The 17,314-nt window shown below is 65.8% G+C and carries 15 protein-coding genes; 2 read left to right on the top strand and 13 right to left on the bottom strand.

The features are described from left to right. Nucleotides 1-249 precede the first annotated feature (249 nt). The 9 genes from VGH68_RS01770 to VGH68_RS01730 all read right to left on the bottom strand — a co-directional run bounded on the left by VGH68_RS01770 (nucleotide 250) and on the right by VGH68_RS01730 (nucleotide 10,216). Nucleotides 250-810, bottom strand: a complete 561-nt coding sequence (locus VGH68_RS01770; RefSeq protein ID WP_331601784.1) for a phosphonate degradation HD-domain oxygenase — start codon at nucleotides 808-810, stop codon at nucleotides 250-252. 4 nt (nucleotides 811-814) lie between these two features. Continuing rightward, on the bottom strand, nucleotides 815-2,266 hold the full coding sequence (gene phnY / locus VGH68_RS01765) for a phosphonoacetaldehyde dehydrogenase (RefSeq protein ID WP_331601783.1): 1,452 nt from the start codon (nucleotides 2,264-2,266) through the stop codon (nucleotides 815-817). Further along, on the bottom strand, nucleotides 2,263-3,531 hold the full coding sequence (gene phnA, locus VGH68_RS01760) for a phosphonoacetate hydrolase (RefSeq protein ID WP_331601782.1): 1,269 nt from the start codon (nucleotides 3,529-3,531) through the stop codon (nucleotides 2,263-2,265). The genes phnY and phnA overlap by 4 nt, the downstream gene beginning before the upstream one ends. Before the next feature lie 168 nt (nucleotides 3,532-3,699). Beyond that, nucleotides 3,700-4,407, bottom strand: a complete 708-nt coding sequence (locus VGH68_RS01755; protein ID WP_331601781.1) for a phosphonate utilization associated transcriptional regulator — start codon at nucleotides 4,405-4,407, stop codon at nucleotides 3,700-3,702. 104 nt (nucleotides 4,408-4,511) lie between these two features. Then, complete coding sequence (gene phnV / locus VGH68_RS01750) at nucleotides 4,512-5,375, bottom strand: 2-aminoethylphosphonate ABC transport system, membrane component PhnV (RefSeq protein WP_331601780.1); 864 nt, start codon at nucleotides 5,373-5,375, stop codon at nucleotides 4,512-4,514. Continuing rightward, entirely contained in the window at nucleotides 5,365-6,330 is a 966-nt protein-coding gene (locus tag VGH68_RS01745; protein WP_331601779.1) for a 2-aminoethylphosphonate ABC transporter permease subunit, read from the bottom strand. The genes phnV and VGH68_RS01745 overlap by 11 nt, the downstream gene beginning before the upstream one ends. After that, on the bottom strand, nucleotides 6,308-7,408 hold the full coding sequence (gene phnT, locus VGH68_RS01740) for a 2-aminoethylphosphonate ABC transport system ATP-binding subunit PhnT (protein ID WP_331601778.1): 1,101 nt from the start codon (nucleotides 7,406-7,408) through the stop codon (nucleotides 6,308-6,310). The genes VGH68_RS01745 and phnT overlap by 23 nt, the downstream gene beginning before the upstream one ends. Before the next feature lie 174 nt (nucleotides 7,409-7,582). Next, nucleotides 7,583-8,674 (bottom strand): 2-aminoethylphosphonate ABC transporter substrate-binding protein, encoded by a 1,092-nt coding sequence (phnS, locus tag VGH68_RS01735; RefSeq protein ID WP_331601777.1) that lies wholly within the window; start codon nucleotides 8,672-8,674, stop codon nucleotides 7,583-7,585. Between the two features lie 786 nt (nucleotides 8,675-9,460). Then, entirely contained in the window at nucleotides 9,461-10,216 is a 756-nt protein-coding gene (locus tag VGH68_RS01730) for a DeoR/GlpR family DNA-binding transcription regulator (protein ID WP_331601776.1), read from the bottom strand. A gap of 235 nt (nucleotides 10,217-10,451) precedes the next feature. Between VGH68_RS01730 and VGH68_RS01725 the strand changes: the two genes are divergently transcribed. Both VGH68_RS01725 and VGH68_RS01720 read left to right on the top strand, forming a co-directional pair. Then, nucleotides 10,452-12,011, top strand: a complete 1,560-nt coding sequence (locus VGH68_RS01725; RefSeq protein ID WP_331601775.1) for an ABC1 kinase family protein — start codon at nucleotides 10,452-10,454, stop codon at nucleotides 12,009-12,011. Nucleotides 12,012-12,362: 351 nt separating this feature from the next. Continuing rightward, complete coding sequence (locus VGH68_RS01720) at nucleotides 12,363-13,232, top strand: DMT family transporter (RefSeq protein WP_331601774.1); 870 nt, start codon at nucleotides 12,363-12,365, stop codon at nucleotides 13,230-13,232. A 172-nt stretch (nucleotides 13,233-13,404) separates the two neighbouring features. Here the strand turns inward: VGH68_RS01720 and VGH68_RS01715 are convergent, their stop codons facing one another. The 4 genes from VGH68_RS01715 to VGH68_RS01700 form a co-directional block, all read right to left on the bottom strand. Continuing rightward, the gene (locus VGH68_RS01715; protein WP_331601773.1) at nucleotides 13,405-14,556 is read right to left on the bottom strand and encodes a L,D-transpeptidase; all 1,152 of its coding nucleotides are present in this window, start codon (nucleotides 14,554-14,556) and stop codon (nucleotides 13,405-13,407) included. 825 nt (nucleotides 14,557-15,381) lie between these two features. Next, entirely contained in the window at nucleotides 15,382-15,648 is a 267-nt protein-coding gene (locus tag VGH68_RS01710; RefSeq protein WP_331601772.1) for an RNA-binding protein, read from the bottom strand. A 444-nt stretch (nucleotides 15,649-16,092) separates the two neighbouring features. Then, complete coding sequence (locus tag VGH68_RS01705; protein WP_331601771.1) at nucleotides 16,093-16,449, bottom strand: hypothetical protein; 357 nt, start codon at nucleotides 16,447-16,449, stop codon at nucleotides 16,093-16,095. A gap of 162 nt (nucleotides 16,450-16,611) precedes the next feature. Next, nucleotides 16,612-17,295, bottom strand: coding sequence for a hypothetical protein (locus VGH68_RS01700; protein ID WP_331601785.1), 684 nt, complete (start codon nucleotides 17,293-17,295; stop codon nucleotides 16,612-16,614). Nucleotides 17,296-17,314: the final 19 nt, after the last annotated feature.

Below are 17,314 nucleotides of genomic sequence, written 5' to 3'. Positions count from 1 at the left end.
CGTCAACTGGTTTTTATCACCTGCCCAACCCGTTCACGTCGCTCAAGCCCTTGCCCTTAAAGGCTCTCCCGCTTCCCCGCGCCCCGGCGTCCGGAGCACGAAAGAGCGGAATTCTAGCCGCCCAAGTCGGGGCTTGCAAGCCTTATTTCGGCGCAACAATGTCCGCCCCGGGAGGCGAAGGAGAACGAACAGAAGAACAAAAGCGAGTCGCAGGACCAGGCACGATGCGGCGTCACCCGAAGAGAATCCTCAGACAGTGACATGCCTGTGCATCACCCGCTCGACAATACAAAGATAATGATCAACATCCGGCGTTTCACGATCTTTCTCTTTTGCGCGGTCGTCCCATTTACGTAGACGCAAGGCATCCTCGGCATAGGGCTTGCCCAGGAACGCCTCGGCCTCCTCCTTGCTGAAAACGCCGCCCTGCAACTCCAGGCTCCGCACCGAATCGGCGGAAAGCTGACCGAAATAAGTCGCGTCAATTGCGCACAGGCACCGCTTCGCATCGACGTGCAGGCGAATCGGCTCCAGCACCGCATCCGGCAGCACCGGCCGCAAGAATGGCAGGGCGTAATACTGGTGCAGATCGTCGACACCACGCTGCGTCGGCGTTTCACCCTGCAGATTGAGCAGATGCCCGAGATCGTGCAAAACCGCCGCGGCGATCAGTTCATCGCTCGCGCCCGCCTGTTCGGCGAGCGCACCGCTCTGCAACGCGTGCTCGAGTTGCGTCACCGGCTCGCCGCTATACGCAAGACTGCCGTATCGCTCGAACAGCGAACGGATATCGTCCAGACTCAATGCCACTCTATTACTCCCACGGTAACGAAAAGGTCTTCAGATTCGTGAAGCTTTTCATCGCTTCCTGAACGCCTTCCTTGTAGCCGAGCCCCGAATCCTTGATGCCGCCGAAGGGCGTCAACTCGATCCGGTAACCCGGCACTTCCCAGACGTTGACTGTCCCCACACGCAATTCGTTGATGAAGCGCGTGATCGCGTCCTGCCGGTTCGTACACACGCCCGACGACAAGCCGAACCGCGTCCCGTTGCTGATGCGAATGGCGTCGTCGAGCGTATCGAACGCGATAATCGGCGACACCGGCCCGAACGTTTCCTCGCGCACGAGCGTCATGGCCGGATCGACGTGGTCGAGCACGGTCGGCGCATACAGCGCACCGTTGCGCTCGTTGCCAATCAGCAGACGCGCCCCGCCCGCCACCGCCTCGTTCACGCGCGCCTCGAAAAGCTGCGCGGCCGTCGCATCGATCACCGTACCCATCTGATTTGCCGCATCAAACGGATCACCGAACGACCAAGCGCGCGTCTTCTCGACGACAAGCTCGGTGAAATCCGCCACCACGCGCTTTTGCACCAGCATCCGCTTGACCGCGGTGCAACGCTGTCCCGAATTCTTATACGAGCCCTGCACCGCGAGCGTCGCCGCGCGTTCGAGGTCGGCGTCGTCCAGCACGATCAGCGGATCGTTGCCGCCCAGTTCCAGCACGACGCGCCGGTACGCAGCCTTCGCAGCGATGTATTTGCCAATCGCCACCCCACCGGTAAACGTGACCAGATCGACCGATTCATGCGTGATCAGCTCATCGGCGATTTCCCGCGGATCGCCGGTCAGCACCTGCAGCATCGGTGCGGGCAAACCCGCTTCGTACAGCACGTCGGCAAGATAAAGCGCCGACAGCGGCACCTTCTCAGACGGCTTCAGCACCACCCGGTTATTCGTCGCAATAGCCGGCGCGACCTTGTGCGCGACCTGGTTCATCGGATGGTTGAACGGCGTGATCGCGACGATCACGCCCGCCAGTGGTTCGCGCTGCGAGAACACGCGCCGCTTCGCGCCGTGCGGCGTGAGATCACAGGAGAAGCTCTGGCCGTCGTCGCGCAACGCTTCGATCGACGCAAATCGGAACACGTCCGCGACGCGACCGATCTCATAACGCGAGTCCTGTTTCGACAGACCCGATTCGAGCGAAATCAGATCCGACGCTTCTTCGACGCGCTCACGCAGCAGCGTGGCCGCGCGTTCCAGAATCTGCGAGCGCTCGTAGCGCGACAGCATCGGGCGGTAAGCGGCCGCGTAAGCGAACGCGGCGCGCACGTCGTCGACACTCGCAAGCGGCACCGTACCGACACGCATGCCGGTATAAGGATCGACCACCCCAAGAGTGCGCGCGCGCGTCGCGCGCTCGCCGCCGAGCCGTAGCGCTTCAGCGCGAAACGCCGGGTGGTCCCGCAGCGCTGTGTTCATGCTGCCGACACGCGATTGAGCGCGACGTCGAAGATATCGAAGTTGCGCAGTCTTTTGCCTTCGCTGCCGTCGTCGGCGAGCGCCTGAACGCGCCGGTTGAATAGCAACGGCACCTCCTGCTCCGAAATCCCGCCGTGCGAGCGCAACGGCACGGTCAGCCCGGACAGGTCATGCTCGTCGCGTCGGGTGCCGAGCACCACGTGCTTCGTGCCGATCACCACGATATCGCCGATGCGATCTTCGGGCAGCTCGAAACGGACACACGCGGCACGCCGCTCGAGCACGGCTTCGATGCCCGGCAGCAGCCCGATCCGCGCAACAACCTGCGCGGCGTCGAGATCGCGCGGCAGATAAACCGTCGCGAAGGACCCGAGCGCGCCGTGATGCACGACGTACGGATCGGTGATCGGCAGGATCACCCGCGCCGCCGACTCGCCGAGCCAGTCGTCGAGCAGGTCCTGCAGATAGATCACGTTCGGCTCGCCGGTTTGCGGATCATGCTTCGCGTTCATCCCGTGATCGGCGGTGAGGCCGATCACCCAGCCGAGCGCGTCGAGCTTCGCGAGGTAGCCGTCCATCATCGCGTAGAACGCGTTCGCGCCTTCGGTGCCGGGCGCCAATTTGTGCTGGATGTAGTCGGTGGTCGACAGATACATCAGGTCGAGCTTGCGCGTCTGCGCGAGTTGCACACCGGCCGCGAACACGAATTCGGATAGCCCCGCGCTGTACACGTCGGGCAGCGGCAGGCCGACCAGACCGAGCACGTCGCCGATGCCGTTTTGCTCGCGCGTGACCTTGTCGGCTTTCTCTGCCGAGAAGCAGATGCCCTTCAACTGCCAGCCGAGCAGGCCGCGCAGTTTGTCCTTCGCGGTGACGACGGCGACCGCGGCGCCGGCGTCGGCGGCCGCCGCGAGCAGCGTGCCGGTGCGCAGATAGGCGGGGTCGTTCATCATCACCGCCGCGCCCGCGCCGGCGTCCGCGTCCGGATCCCAGAAGTAGTTGCCGCAGATGCCGTGCAGCGACGGCGGCACGCCGGTCACGATGGATACGTTGTTCGGGTTGGTGAACGACGGAATCACGCAGTCGGCGCGGAAAGCCCCGCCGCCCTCGAGCATCGAAGCGATGAACGGCGCGACGCCTGCCGCGACCGCCGCTTCGAGATATGCGAACTCGCAGCCGTCGACACAGATGACGACGGTCGGTTGCGACGGCAACCGATAGCGGCGGCCGTTGACCTCGATCGCGCGTTGATCCAAATGTGTCATCGCCAGGTTTCCCATTGCCACGTTGTCATGCCGGGTGTCATACCGCATTGCCGTGCCAGCAGTCTTGCCGGAGTTGCGTTGCCGGATCGCCATTGCAGCTTCGTCTTCATCTTCCCGCCCGAGCCGAGCGCCGATGCCGCCGTCGCGCCAGCCCCGGCAACCGCTGCATCACCAAGGCGCATCGCGCGCCGCCTTGCTGGCCGATTCGCCCGCCACATGCGCATGCGGCAAGCCGCCGTTCAGATGCGCGTGCATCAGTGCGGCGGCTCGCTCCGCTTCGCGCGAAGCGAGCGCGGTCAAAATCGCGCGAGCCCCGGCAAGCGAGCGCTCCATCGCGGCGGCGTCCGCCACCAGCGCGACTCGCCGGAACAGGCTCAACTCGCTGACCAGTCTTCGATACGTGTCGTACAGTTTTACGTTGCCCGCCGCCGCAACGAGCGCGTTGTGAAACGCGACGTTCGCGCGCGCGTACGCGTCGTAATCTGGCGATGCGAGCGCGGCGCGCATCGTGTCGACCCAGCTGCGTAGCAGCGCGAGCGTGCCGGCGTCGATGCGCGCGGCCAGCATCCGGCACGCCGCCTCTTCGAGTACCGCGCGCACCGCATGGATCTCGTCCGCCTCCGCCAGCGACACCGTCCTCACGAACACACCGCGATTCTTCTCGGTATGCACGAGACCGGCCTGTTCGAGCGCGCGGAACGCCTCGCGCACCGGTCCGCGCGACACCTGCAGACGCGCCGCCCAGTCAGCTTCGTTGAGCTTGTCGCCCGGCGCGAGCGTACCGTCCACGATATGCCGCTCGATTTCGTCACGCACCAGCGTGGTCAACGAATGCCGGCGCACGACCTCGATCCGATCGACGCAGGCTGAATGCATATTTTCGGTCACTTTGACATTTTTTGCCACACGAATATCGAAACGCGGCAGTCTTCGCGCACACCCGCGCGCAACGTCGAGTTAGTGCATTGGCGGGCCGGCCATCAGTCGATCCGGCGGCGGGGAGCGCGTGCCGCGATCAGCAGCAGCGCGACCAGCGACACCAGCAGCAGAATCAGCGACAGCGCGGAAGCCGGCAGATAATAGCCGCGCTCTACCTGCCCTACGACGACGATCGGCACCGTCGCGAAACCGGGCGGATATACGGTCAGCGTCGCCCCGAGTTCGCCGAGCGACAGCGCGAAACCCAGCGCGAGACTCGCGCGAATCGCCGGCACCAGTTGCGGCAGCACGACGCGGCGCAGCACCATCGACGGCGGTGCGCCGAGGCTCGCGGCCGCCTCGCGCAGCACGGTCAGTTCCGGGCGCAGCGCGGCGGCCGCGCAGCGGTAGCAGAACGGCAGCACCAGCGCGAGTTGCACGAACACGACGATGGCTGCGGAACTCGACAGATCGAGCGGCCGCTTGTGATACGCGATCAGTACCGCGAGGCCGAGCACCACGCTCGGCACGCCGTTGGGCATCATCGCGATCGTATCGACGACGGCACCGAGGCCGCGCCGGTCGCGTCCTTCGAGCGCAAGCGCGAGCCACAGCCCGATCGCGGTGCCGAGCACCGCGACGCCCATGCCAAGTTCCAGACTGGTGGTCAGCGCGTCGAAGTCGCTCGAACTCAGCCGCTCGAACCAGCGCGTGCTGAAGCCGTCGGGCAGGATCGTGCCGGACCAGTGCGACGCGACGCTGGACAGCGCGACGACCAGCACCGGCAGCACGAACAGCCAGAAACACAGCAGCGCGGCGAAGCCGAGAAACAGACCGCCCAATAAGCGCACCACGAGGCTGTGCCGCACTGGCCGGCCCTTCTTGTGCATCACCGGCAGCACGGTCGGTTCGAGTTCAACGGCCATGACCGGCTCCTTTTACCCTGCGGCTATTGACGCGCCGGTATAGCGCATACAGCGACAACGACATCAGCAGCATCACGACCGCGCCGGCGGCGGCGGTCGGCAGATCGAGATCAACGGTCGCAGCGCTATAGATCGCCACCGGCAGCGTGATCAGATGTGCGCTGCCGAGCACCAGCAGGATGCCGAACTCGTTCAGCGTCAGCAGAAAACACAGGATCGTGCCAGCCGCGATGCCCGGCCACGCAAGCGGCAGGATCACCCGATACGCGACCATCAAGCCATTTGCGCCGAGGCTGCGCGCGGCTTCGATCAGCCGCTGGTCGAGTAGCGCGAACGACGCTAAGGTCGGCCGCACGACGAACGGCGTATAGAACACCACTTCCGCGAGAATCACGCCGCCGATGCCGAACAGAAAGTCGAGCGGCGGGTTCTGCAGATTGAAGAGCCGCTGCAGTCCGATGCTGACCGAGCCCTGCGAGCCGTACAGGAAGATCAGCGTGAACGCGACGAGAAACGACGGGAACGCGACGAACAGTTCGAGAAAGCGCGTGACCATCCGCGCACCGGGAAACGGCTTGAAGAACAGCAGCGCCGCCAGCGCGACGCCGAGCAGCGAAGCGAGGCTCGCGCTAGCGAACAGAATGCCGAGCGTCGTGCCGATCACCCCGCGCGTTTCGGGATTGCCGAAGAAGGTCACGTACGCGTGGACGCTGATCCCGTGCGCGCCGGTGAGGCTCAGCATCACGAGCCGCACCAGCGGATAGATGACGAGCGGGCCGAGCACCACGACCGCGATGAATAGCAGATGCCATTGCGCGAGGCGTTCTCGCCGTTTCGCCGCGGCCGTGTGCGCCGCAGCGCTCGCGAGCCGGCGCACGGCGGCGGCCGCCTCGGCTTCGGCTTCGGCGGGCAGGCCGTGCGGCGCGCGCGTATCAGGGCTTGATAAGGACGACATCGTCAGCCTCGTAACGCAGGGAAACTCGCGCGCCTTTCTGCGGCGACATGCCGTGGCCGCGCTGCATCGTCACGAGCACGGGCTCGTCCGGTAACGCGTCCAGCACGACCGAGACCGACAGCACCGCGCCATACCATTCGACCGAGGCGATCGCGCCATGCAGATGGCCTTCGCCGAGCGGCACGATGCGCAACGACTCCGGACGCAGACAGGCAACCCGCTCGCGCTCGTTGTGGCGCACGTCGTCCATGCCGAACGCGATTTGCGACGGCAACAGATTGGCCGCGCCCAGATAACGCGCGACGAAACCATCGGCCGGCGTGTCGTACAGCTGCTGCGGTGTGCCGAGCTGGGCGATGCGCCCGTCGCGCATCAGCAGCGTACGGTCGGACAGCACCAGCGCATCGTCCTGATCGTGCGTGACGCAGAGAATCGTCAGATCCGGCAGGCGCTCATGCAGCGCTTTCAGTTCGGAACGCACCGACGCCCGCAGATTGGCGTCGAGCGCGGACAGCGGTTCGTCGAGCAGCAGCACGTCGGGCTCGATCACGAGCGCTCGCGCGAGCGCCACGCGCTGCTGCATGCCGCCCGACAGTTGCGCGGGCATCACGTGGCCAGCGTCGCCGAGTTGCACCAGCTTCAGCGCATCGGCGACGCGGCGTGCGACATCGCGCGCGCGAATGCGGCGCGCGCGCAAGCCGAACGCGACGTTCTCGAATACCGACAGATGCGGAAACAGCGCATAGCTCTGAAACAGCAGACCGAGATTGCGCTTGTGCGGCGGCACATGGGTGAGGTCGTGGCCAGCGACGCTCAGCGTGCCGGCGAGACCGTCCGCCTCGATAAAGCCGGCGATGAAACGCAGCAGCGTGGTCTTGCCGCAGCCGCTGCGGCCGAGCACGGTGAGCAACTCGCCGCGCTGGATGGTCAACGACATGTCGTCAAGCACGGTGCGCGTGCCGAAGCGCACCGTCAGGTGATCGATTTGCACGCCGCCCGGCAGGTCCGAACGCGCGGCATCGAGCGCATCCAGTGAAGCGCCAGGCGCGTTTGGGTGAGCGAGACTGGCCGTATTCACCGGGGTCTTCCTCCAACAGAATTAAAGCTGACGCGGCACCGCGCGAGGCCGGGCCCACACCGCTGGCCCCACCCTCGGCAAAGCGCCGCCTGAATCGGTTACATCGATCGCTTCGCGTACCGCGGCTCGTCCGGCGACGAGCCGCTCATGCGATTGGCGATTTGCCGCGGCCGTTTACTTCGGCTTGACGACTTCCAGCTGCTTGTCCGACGAACCGATCACGTCGTTTTTCCAGCGCGCGGTCCAGTCGGCCTTCTTCGTCATCACATGGTTCCAGTCGACCGGAATCAGCTTCACGCCGCTGATCGCCTGCTTGACCGCTGCGCCGTTCTTGCCGGCGAGCGGCACGTCGCTGCGGCCCGGGATGCCGAAGATGTCCGGCACCTTCGACTGCACTTCGGTCGACATCAGATAGTCGATCAGCTTCTTGCCCTCGGCCTGGTTCGGGCCGTTCTTGATCAGCCCGATCGCGTACGGCAGCTGGAACGTGGTCGGCTGGCCGCCCGGCTCGGCGGCCAGGAACACCGGCTTGAGCGACAGACCGCCGTTGGCGGCGTCGTCGAGGTCCATCTGCAGATCGCCGTTGGCGACCGCGATTTCGTTACGCGAGAGCAGCACGTCGAGGTAACCCGTGCCTTTGGTGTGGAACTTGGCGCTCTGCTCGAGTTTCTTCAGATAGTCGAATGCCTTGTCCTCGCCCATCAGCGACGAGGTCAGGATGATCACGGCCATGCCGTCGCCGGCGGTGGCCGGATTCGAGTACGCGACCTTGCCGCTGAAGTCCGGGTGCAGCAGATCGGCGAAGGTCTTCGGCTGCGTCTTCGTGACTTCCGGGTTGATCGCGAACGAGAAGTAGTTGTTCACGAACGTGGCCCACGCGCCATTCGACGCTTTCGCGATGGCCGGCACGTTCTTGTAATTGACGCTCTGATACGCCTGCAGCAGACCGCTCTGGTCGGCTTGCTGGATGAACGGCGGCAGCGTGACCAGCACGTCGGCCTTCGGCTGATCCTTCTCGATCGTCGCGCGGTTCACGACTTCGCCGCTACCGGCCGTGACGATATTGACCTTCACGCCTTCCTTCTTTTCGAAGGCCGGCAGCACGTCCTTATACAGATTTTCGAGGCCGTCGGCGGTGTACAGCACCACCGCATCGGCCGCATGGGCTTGCACCGCGACACCGCCGAACGCGGCGGCCGCAACCAGGGCCGGCAGCAGTTTGCGCGCGAAGCCGGCCGCCGCGTGAACAGAATTCGTCTTTTTCATGTCGATCTCCGAAAAGCAAAAAAACCGGACGGTCGGGATGACCCCATACCCGTTGTGATTGAACTGCGGCTCGCACCGCGCCGCTTGTGCATTGCCCGCGGCTGTCGCCGCACCGGCCTGTCGTGAATTGCAGATTGCCAACAACTTTGCCGCCTCTCGTCCGGCAACGGTGGCGGCGGCCTGCGAGACTCACGCTGCATCCTTAGCAGAACGGGCACGCAAGAATCACAGGTTTCAATGACAACGCCGTGACCATTCTGTCGAATTCCAAAAATCGACACAATTCGCCAAATTAAGCAACGAACCCAAGCTGCGCCCCGAGCCGAAACCGGATGCGCGCGCGCCGATCCCGTGTGGATCGTACATGGCAAAAATGGCGATGTATGCAGGGTGCTTCGGGAAATTGTGCGGCGCGGGTGACAAGATTGGCGCTCGCAGGCGCCAGCGAGCGAGCGGTGCGCGGCGCGCTCGCCACCCGGGTTGCCTGTCGCGGGCGGTTTCTGCACAAGCGCGCGTATCTTGCCCGCCCGCTCGGTGTTTTGCAGACAGACGCCAGGCTCTTTTGGTTGACGTTTTGGCGGCCGGGGCATGGACTCGCCGAGGCTTGGCATAGCCTCGTGGCGGCAGGTCTTTCGACCGGCCTGGGTTTGCCCGTGTCGGCGGCCGGTTGACGATGCCGTTCGGGCTGCGGGGCAGCTTGCGGCGGCACGGCTAGATTCCGGGTAGCGGAATTGAGCGACGGCAGTCGAATGGGATGCGCACCCCTGTGCACGCGTGCGTCGCACGTCACGCGATCAGAATTTCCGGCCCGTGCGCCATGATCGCGTTGCCAAGCGCACGCTCCGGCGCCAGTTCGGTGACCAGATAACGCGCGGACTCGATGCCGTTGATCCGTACCGGCGTCACGCGTCCGAACTTCGAATGATCGGCGACGATCACCACCGTGTCGCCCGCGGCGATCATCCGGCTGCGCACCTCGGCGGCCATGCGGCTGTAATCGCTCAGATAGCCGTCCGGCGAGATACCGCCCGCGCCGATAAACGCGAAGTCCGCGTGGTACTGCGTGAGCTGGTGCACCGTGTCGAGCCCGAACGTCGCATCTTCGATATCCGACAGCTCGCCGCCGAGCAGCGTTACGCGATTGTCGTTGCGCCGGCCGAGAAGCAGCGCGATGCGCCAGTCGTTCGTGTAGACCGTCAGCCGATGCCGGTCGAGCAGCGCCCGCGCGACCGCCTGCGTGGTGCTGCCGGAATCGATGATCAGCGATGCGCCGTCCGGCACGAACTCGGCCGCGCGCTCGCCGATCGCGCGCTTGGCGCCCGCGTTTTCGGCTTCGCGCGTATCGAGATCGGGCTCGCGCCGCTCGTTCGACAATGCGCCGCCGTGCGTCGTGACGATCAGGCCGCGGCCGGCCAGAGCGTTGAGGTCGCGCCGGATCGTCTCGCGCGACACGCTCAGTTCGCGCACCAGTTCCGCAACCGAGAGCGCACCGTTTTTTGCGACTTGCGCGAGGATGTATTGATGACGTTGTTCTGCGAGCATCTATGAAGACCGGAAGCCGGCACGCGTGGGTTTCGCCGTGGTTGAGGAAGGCCGGCGTATTGTAGTACGCGTTGTTGCTGTTGGTAGAGGCCGGGCCGCCGACCTGCTAACCTTGGCGTCCGGGCTGCGCTGGGATGGGCGGGGATGGGACAGCGAGCCGGCAGCCGCCACCTCGCCGCAGCCCGCTCCCTATCCATGCCCCGCGCCTCCGTATCGCCCATCAACCGAATTGCCAATGCCGCCACTGTCTCGCCGTCTACTGCTGCTGTTCCATGCGCTGCGTTATGGCGCGCGCCTGATCTGGCTCGCCGCCCCGCGTGAGCACAAACTGCACTGGATGATCGAGCTGGTCGGCCGCCTGCATGCGTCGGGACGCGGCGGCGAGCGTTTGCACCGCGTAATGCCGACACTCGGGCCGCTCGCGAGCCGTGTCGCGCAAACGCTTGCGGAACGCCCCGAACTCGCGAGCAGCACGCTGCACGACGCGATCGACGCGGTCGATCATCTGGAAGCGCCGCTGCCGCCGGCCGAGTCGGCAGAAGCATTGACGCGCGCGTTCGGCCGTCCGCTCGCCGAGCTGTTCAGCGCGGTCGATCTCGTGCCGGTGCGCGGCGGCCTGGCGGAGCAGACGCATTTCGCGCGGCTCGCGGTGCCGCTCAAAGGCCATCGCGAAGTGGCGATCAAACTCGTGCGTGCGCAGCAGTTGCAACAGATCGGCGACGAACTCGCGCTGCTGCGCTGGGTCGCGCGCTGGCTCGAAAAGCTGTCGCGCACCGCGCGGCGCCTGCAACTTCGCTCACTCGCGCAAACCTTCACCGACGACCTCCTGCGCCGCTTCGATCTGCGCGCGGAAGCCGCAAACCTGAGCCAGACCGGCCACCATTTCGACGGCGACCGCCGCGTGGTCATACCGGACGTGATCTGGGAACTGTGTACCGGCCACACGCTGACGACGCAGCGGATCAATACGCTGCCGGTAAGCGATCTGGCGGGCCTGCACGCGCATCGGATCAAGCTCGCGCCGCTCGCCGCGCATATCGTCGAAGTAGTCACGCAGCAGGCGTTCGAGCACGGCTTCTTCCACGCGACGCTCGACGCGCGGCGGGTGCGCGTGAGCATCGAACCCGAGACGCTCGGGCGGCTGGTGCTCGCGGAATTTTCGATCATGTCGACGCTGTCGAGCGGCGAGCGCGAGTTCTTCGTGCATGGCGCGACCGCGCTGTTCGACCAGCAGTACGGACGGCTGGCCGACATGCATCGCGATGCCGGCCACGTGCCGCACGACACGCGCGCGGAAATGCTCGAAGCAGAGTTGCGCACGCGCGCCGAAGCGCACTTCGCGGCGGAGCCGCAAGACCGCTCGGCGGGTTCCCTGTTTCATCATTTGCTGCAGGGCGTGCTGCCGTTCGACGGCCACGTGCCTGGCCGGCTCGCCAACGCACAGCGTTCGTTCCAGCAGGCGGAGATGCTGGCGCGGGCGCTGCATCCCGGCGTCGATACATGGAACATCGCGCGCGGCGTACTCGCGGATATCGCGCGACGCGACGTCGACCATCGCGGCTGGCTCAAGCGCATCTCGCAGGAACTGCCGCATCTCGCGCATATGCTGCCGCGGATGCCACAACTGGCGGTGCGCTATCTTCAGCAGCAGCACGATCGCGCGAGCACGCCGCGACAGAACGCGCAGTTGCTCGCCGATCTCGCGCGCGAGTACCGGCGCACGCGCTGGCTGCTGTGGGGCTGCGTGGTGTGCGGCGGTGCATTGGGAGCGGGGGCGGCGCTGTTGATGTGGTGAGCGCTCGGCGACGCTAGCGTTGGTGCCGGTGGCTACGGCTACGGCTGCGCCGATGGCGATGCCGACGCCGACGCCGACGCCGACGCCGATGCCGATGCCGATGCCGATGCCGATGCCGATGCCGATGCCGACGCCGACGCCGATGCCAACGCCAACGCCAACGCCGATGCCGACGCCGACGCCCGGCGATGCGACGACGATCTGGCAGCACGACGTAAATGCGATGCGCACACGCACCGCTCTTTCAACGCCATGCCGATTTTGCCGGCTCCCATCCCGATTGCAGCTTCAAACAAGACGCACGCCGCATCTGCCGCCAAGATGGCGGCTTTTTTACGCCGCCCCATTTCGATGTTCGCTTCCTTTATCGCCGCCGTTTTCGTCGTGCTGTGGTCGACCGGCTTCGTGGTCGCTCGCGCGATCACGCCTTACGCCGATCCCAATCTGTTCCTGCTCGCGCGCTTCGGCGGTACCGCCGCGGTGTTCAGTGTCGCCGCATTGGTCGCGCGCGCCGCATGGCCGACGGGGCGCGACTTCGGCAAGCATCTGGCCGCCGGCGCTCTGCTGCAAGGCGTCTACCTCGGCGCCGGCTACTGGGCGGTCGCGCAGGGCATGAGCGCCGGCGCGATGGCGCTGCTCGGCGCGCTGCAACCGCTCGCGACGGCCGCGGTCGCCGCGCCGCTGTTCGGCGAGCGGCTTTCGCGGCGCGGCTGGAGCGGGATGGCGCTCGGCCTTGCCGGCGTCGTGCTCGTGCTCACGCCGAAACTGGCCGCCGCGACGCCGCCGGCGCACGGCAGCGCACCCGCGTGGCTGGTCGTGCTGGTGTCGATCGTCGCGGTGGCCGCGATCACCGCGGGCACGCTGTTCCAGAAGACGTCCCTCGCGAAGGCCGATATCCGCAGCGCCAGCGCCGTGCAGAACGTCGGCGCGGCAATCGTCGCGGGTGCACTGGCGCTCGCGCTGGGCGAGCATCGCTGGAGTGCGTCGCCCACGCTATGGGCATCGCTCGGATGGGGCGTCGTGATGCTGTCCGGCATCAGCGTGACGCTGCTGGTATGGATGGTCCGGCGCGGCGACGCGGCGCGCGCGACCGCGCTGATGTTCCTCGCGCCGCCACTCGCCGCGCTCGAAGGATATGTCGGGTTCGGCGAGACGCTGCTGCCAGTGCAGATGGCCGGGTTCGCGGTGGCGCTGGCCGGCGTGTTGGTCGCGCGGTCGTGAGGTGCGCCAAGCGGCGTCGCTCGCCGCGTTTCAGTTTACTGATCGGGCTGCCGCTGAATCGGCAGTTGAGTGGGCCACTGAACCGGGCGCTGAACGGGCCGCTGAACCGGTCACTGAACCGGCCCGTCAACGGGCCCGCTGACCCACCGCTCGCCCTGCGTGCCGGCGCCGGTCAATCCCCCGTATCCGCATGAGCGGTCATCCTCGCGCGCGCGATGGCGCGCGGCGCAGGGGCCCACCCCGGACGCGCCTTGCGCTGCGAATCGACCACGACGACAAAACGCCCCGCCCACGGCATGACCTGCCGGTCGCTCTTCAGCACCCACAGCGATTTGCCGGACTCGACGAGTTGCGCGTATTCGGCGTCGAGGATGCCGTAGTGGTCGAGAAACGTGTCGAGCGATGCGGGAATCCGCACGCAACCCTTGGAATGGCGAACCCCGAGCAGCGGCTCGAGCCGCGCGGGATCGGTTGCATGGAGCTGCAGGCGCATCTGCGACATGCCGCCCTTGCCCCAGCCGCGCTCGGCCTGTGCCCAGCCCAGATCGAAGATGCGCATATCGCGTCGGCCGTAGCCGCGGATATGGTTTTCGTTCTCGGTACCCTCCGAACGGAAATCCATGTTGGCGGGTGTATGTTCGAACACGCCGAGCGGAGTGATGAAGTGGTCATACTCGCCGGGCCGCCCGGTCGACACCGGCGACGCGCCGATGATCTGCCACGCGTCGGCCGGCGCCGCGCGAAAATAGATGAAGAGCGCCTGTACGTTGGCGTTGCGGTCCACGAGCACGACATACTCGCCCGACACATTGCCAAGCACATGCGCGTCGAGCGCGGCTTCGAGACGGTCGGCGTACGCGCGCTGCTCCGCGGGCGGCACCTTGACCCGACGGTCCACGTCCCGCGCAAAGGCGTCGCGCAGCACGAACGCGCGGCGCGAATCGAGGACGCCGGGCGCATCGGGCGCGGCGACGGCTGGCGCGTTCAGCACGGACAACGGCCGGCTCGCGGGATTCGCCATGGACGCCGCCGACGTCGACGCCTTCGCCGCCACGTGTGCCAACGCGACCGGATATCGCGGCGCGGCGAGCGCAGCATTGCAGCACCCTGCGCAGAGCGACGCGCCTATCCATGCGCATACGATCGCGATCGCGCCAAACGCGCGTATCGGGTGACGCGTGCGCCGCGGCGAAGCATGTGCACCGCGCCGTATGCGCGGCATCGCGCGTGAAAGCAACTTCCTCGTCATCTCGCACCGATGAACGACCGGGGCGAAATTCAGATGGTCCAATCCAGGCTGGCCAGGCCTATCCGGTTGGTTCATCGCATATTAGCGCAGACGTGATTATTATTGATTGCCCGCGGTTTTCCGCGGTGCTCGGAACGACGATATTACTCAGCACGTCGCGGCGTGTCGATGAAAATGCGACCCATAGTCGAATGCGTTGCAGTAACCGATGATTTGCGCCGCACGCGAGCCGTCTAAAAAGCAGCTAATACATGATTTAGAGTGATAACACTGATTTAACCGCCGAATAGGACCGCTGTTTCATCGGACAAGAGATTTTGAAGCGTTACCACCGCGGGACATACTTTGGACGTGCTTTCACGCGGATAAACGAAAATCTTCGCCCGACCGATCGGCGCCCCGCGTGGCAAGGATCGCAGCGCGAAGACATACCGCCGCGCAATTCGGCGCAAATCGCGAAGATCGGGTGCAGCGTCGATTTTCTGCCCAACTATCCGCACGGCACCGCCTGAAAACGTATTACGGCGCATTAGCGCCGATCGGCCGCAGCGGGCGTCTCACTCGCAACTCGTATCCAACACTTGCGAGCGAATAATTACAGCGCATAGTTCATCGCAATACGTTTGACTTACGGCGAACAACGCGACGAAGCCGGCGCGCAGCAGGCATTATGTTTCATTGGCGCAGACGGAAAACTGACCATTGATATCAATCGGCCGCCAAGCCAATGTTCGCGCCGCGCGATAAAAGTGGCGTGTTATTGAACGACGAAGCGCGGTTGGGCCGTGCACGGCGATATCGACGGGCGCCGGCGCACTGCCGCGCAATGCGCGGCCGCCCGTCCCCGCCGCACACGCAAATGGGCTGCGGCAGCGACAACCGGCGCGGCGCCGAAGCCGGTTACTGTTCGCGAGGTGGTTCGTCGCCAAACAGATCGGCGCTCGCCTCGAGCTGCTGACCGCCGAGGAGCTTGCCATGAATCTGCCGCGCGATCACGTCGCCGACATACGGCACATCGGCGTCGAGTTCGACCGTCGCATAAGCGCCGGGTGTGCCGGCGTCCACCACCTCGACGCTTTTCGCGTAATGCCCGAGCTCGCGCGTCAGAAACTCCCGCACCTCCTGCTCGCTGCACGACTCGGCGATATTGCGCACGGTCAGATTCATGTGGCCTACCCTCGCCGCGCGGGGCGGCCAGTCTGACGACTCGCGCTTTCGATCCGCACCGGTCGCAACGCCGCGCGCTGCCTTGCATGAGCGACGGCGAGACCGCGAATCGCGACTACGCCGGCAACGCCCAGAGCCAGCAATGACAGATAGAACGCCATCATTCAAATCTCCTTCGAGAGTTCTGACCTGTTGTCGGGATAGCTCTGGCGGCACCGGCAGCACCGTGACACGATGTCGTGCCGAACGGTCAGACCTGTCGGTCAATGCACTGTACCTGAATAAGCCACGCCGACAATAACAAAACATCGGCTCAATCAGCACTATGCATGCCCAGCCACGCTGGCCGCGAATAGCGGCGGCAACGGGAACGGCCAGCGCGCAAACGCGTCGCCCGGCGGCATCTTCCGGGAGCGCGCGCGAAAGGCAAGCTGGTCGCGCGGATCAGTCCGCCGCTTGCACATTCGCCGCGTTCACCCACCATGCGTTCTCGCCCTGCGGCAGCCGGATCAGCACCGCTGACGGATCGTCCACGCCGTCATCGGCGATCTCGCAGACCGGCAGACCGTCGGGCAGATGCTTCACCGTGCCGGCTGCCTGGAACAGCGCGACACGCTGCGCGTTCAGCGGGCGCAGCTGCCGGTATACGTCGAAGCTGATCGCCGCCGGCACATCACCGCGGATCACGAGCGAATCGGCACCGGTGCAATGCGCAGGCACGGGCGTGGAAGCCGACGCGGCCGTGCTGCCGCACAGGCAGCCGATCGCCAGCGCGATGCCGGCAAGATGAGATTGGGTCATAGTCTTTCTCCGAAAAAATGAGGTCAGCGGACTGCGAACTACCGATCGCGGACAGCGAGCCTCGCCGGTTCGAATGACTGCGCGAGCAACGATCCGATGATGCGCTGCCGGCAAAGCCATCCCGGGCAGACGCGAGTCGATACATCCCGCCCCGCCCGGCGTTCAGCGCGCGCCATCGTGCTCGTCCGCAGGCCGGCTGTCGTCGGCGCCGCCGCTTTCGACTACGCCGTCATCGCCGGTCGCGACATCGAGCGGGCTCACGTCACACGAAGTTTTGCCGAAGCCCGAATAGACGGTAGACCAGTTGCCGAGGATCGTGGCCTGCGCTTGCGCGAGGCTCAGCTTGCCTGCGCAGACGCAGCGCTTGAGCATGACCGCCGCGCGTGCCTTGCGCCGCTCGCCCTGCGGGCCGGCCCATGGCAGAAGACCGAGATTGGCACGCGCATTCGGCGAGCCGCCGAGCACGATCGGCACGTGCCGGTCGAGCGCGAACGTTACGCCCTTGCCTGCCTCGATGCCGCGCGCGGCGAGCAGACGGTCCTTGTGCTCCATCAATTCGTCGAACGGTGGTGCGACCGTGTCCGCATAGCCGGGACGGCAAATCGTGTCGCCGATCGATTGCTGCGTGACGCGTTCGTCGAGCATCCCACCGTCCTGCGCGGCAGCGTTGCCCGCGCGCAACGCTAGCAATACGGTCACGCCAAGCAACAGCGCACAGCGTGCGTGACGCGCGCCACGGGCGGAGCGAACTTGGTGCGCGAGCAGCCGCGTGCCAGGCTCACCACCGCGGCGGATGCGGTCGGTGGGAAGAGGGCTGTGACGCGTGTCTGCAATGCCTGCGTTCATTCGTCGGCGCGCCGGCGGC

It is taken from the genome of Paraburkholderia sp., from assembly GCF_036488505.1.
GTDB lineage: Bacteria > Pseudomonadota > Gammaproteobacteria > Burkholderiales > Burkholderiaceae > Paraburkholderia.
Note: the sequence above shows the minus strand (reverse complement) of the source record. Positions and strands in the feature narration are given on the sequence as shown.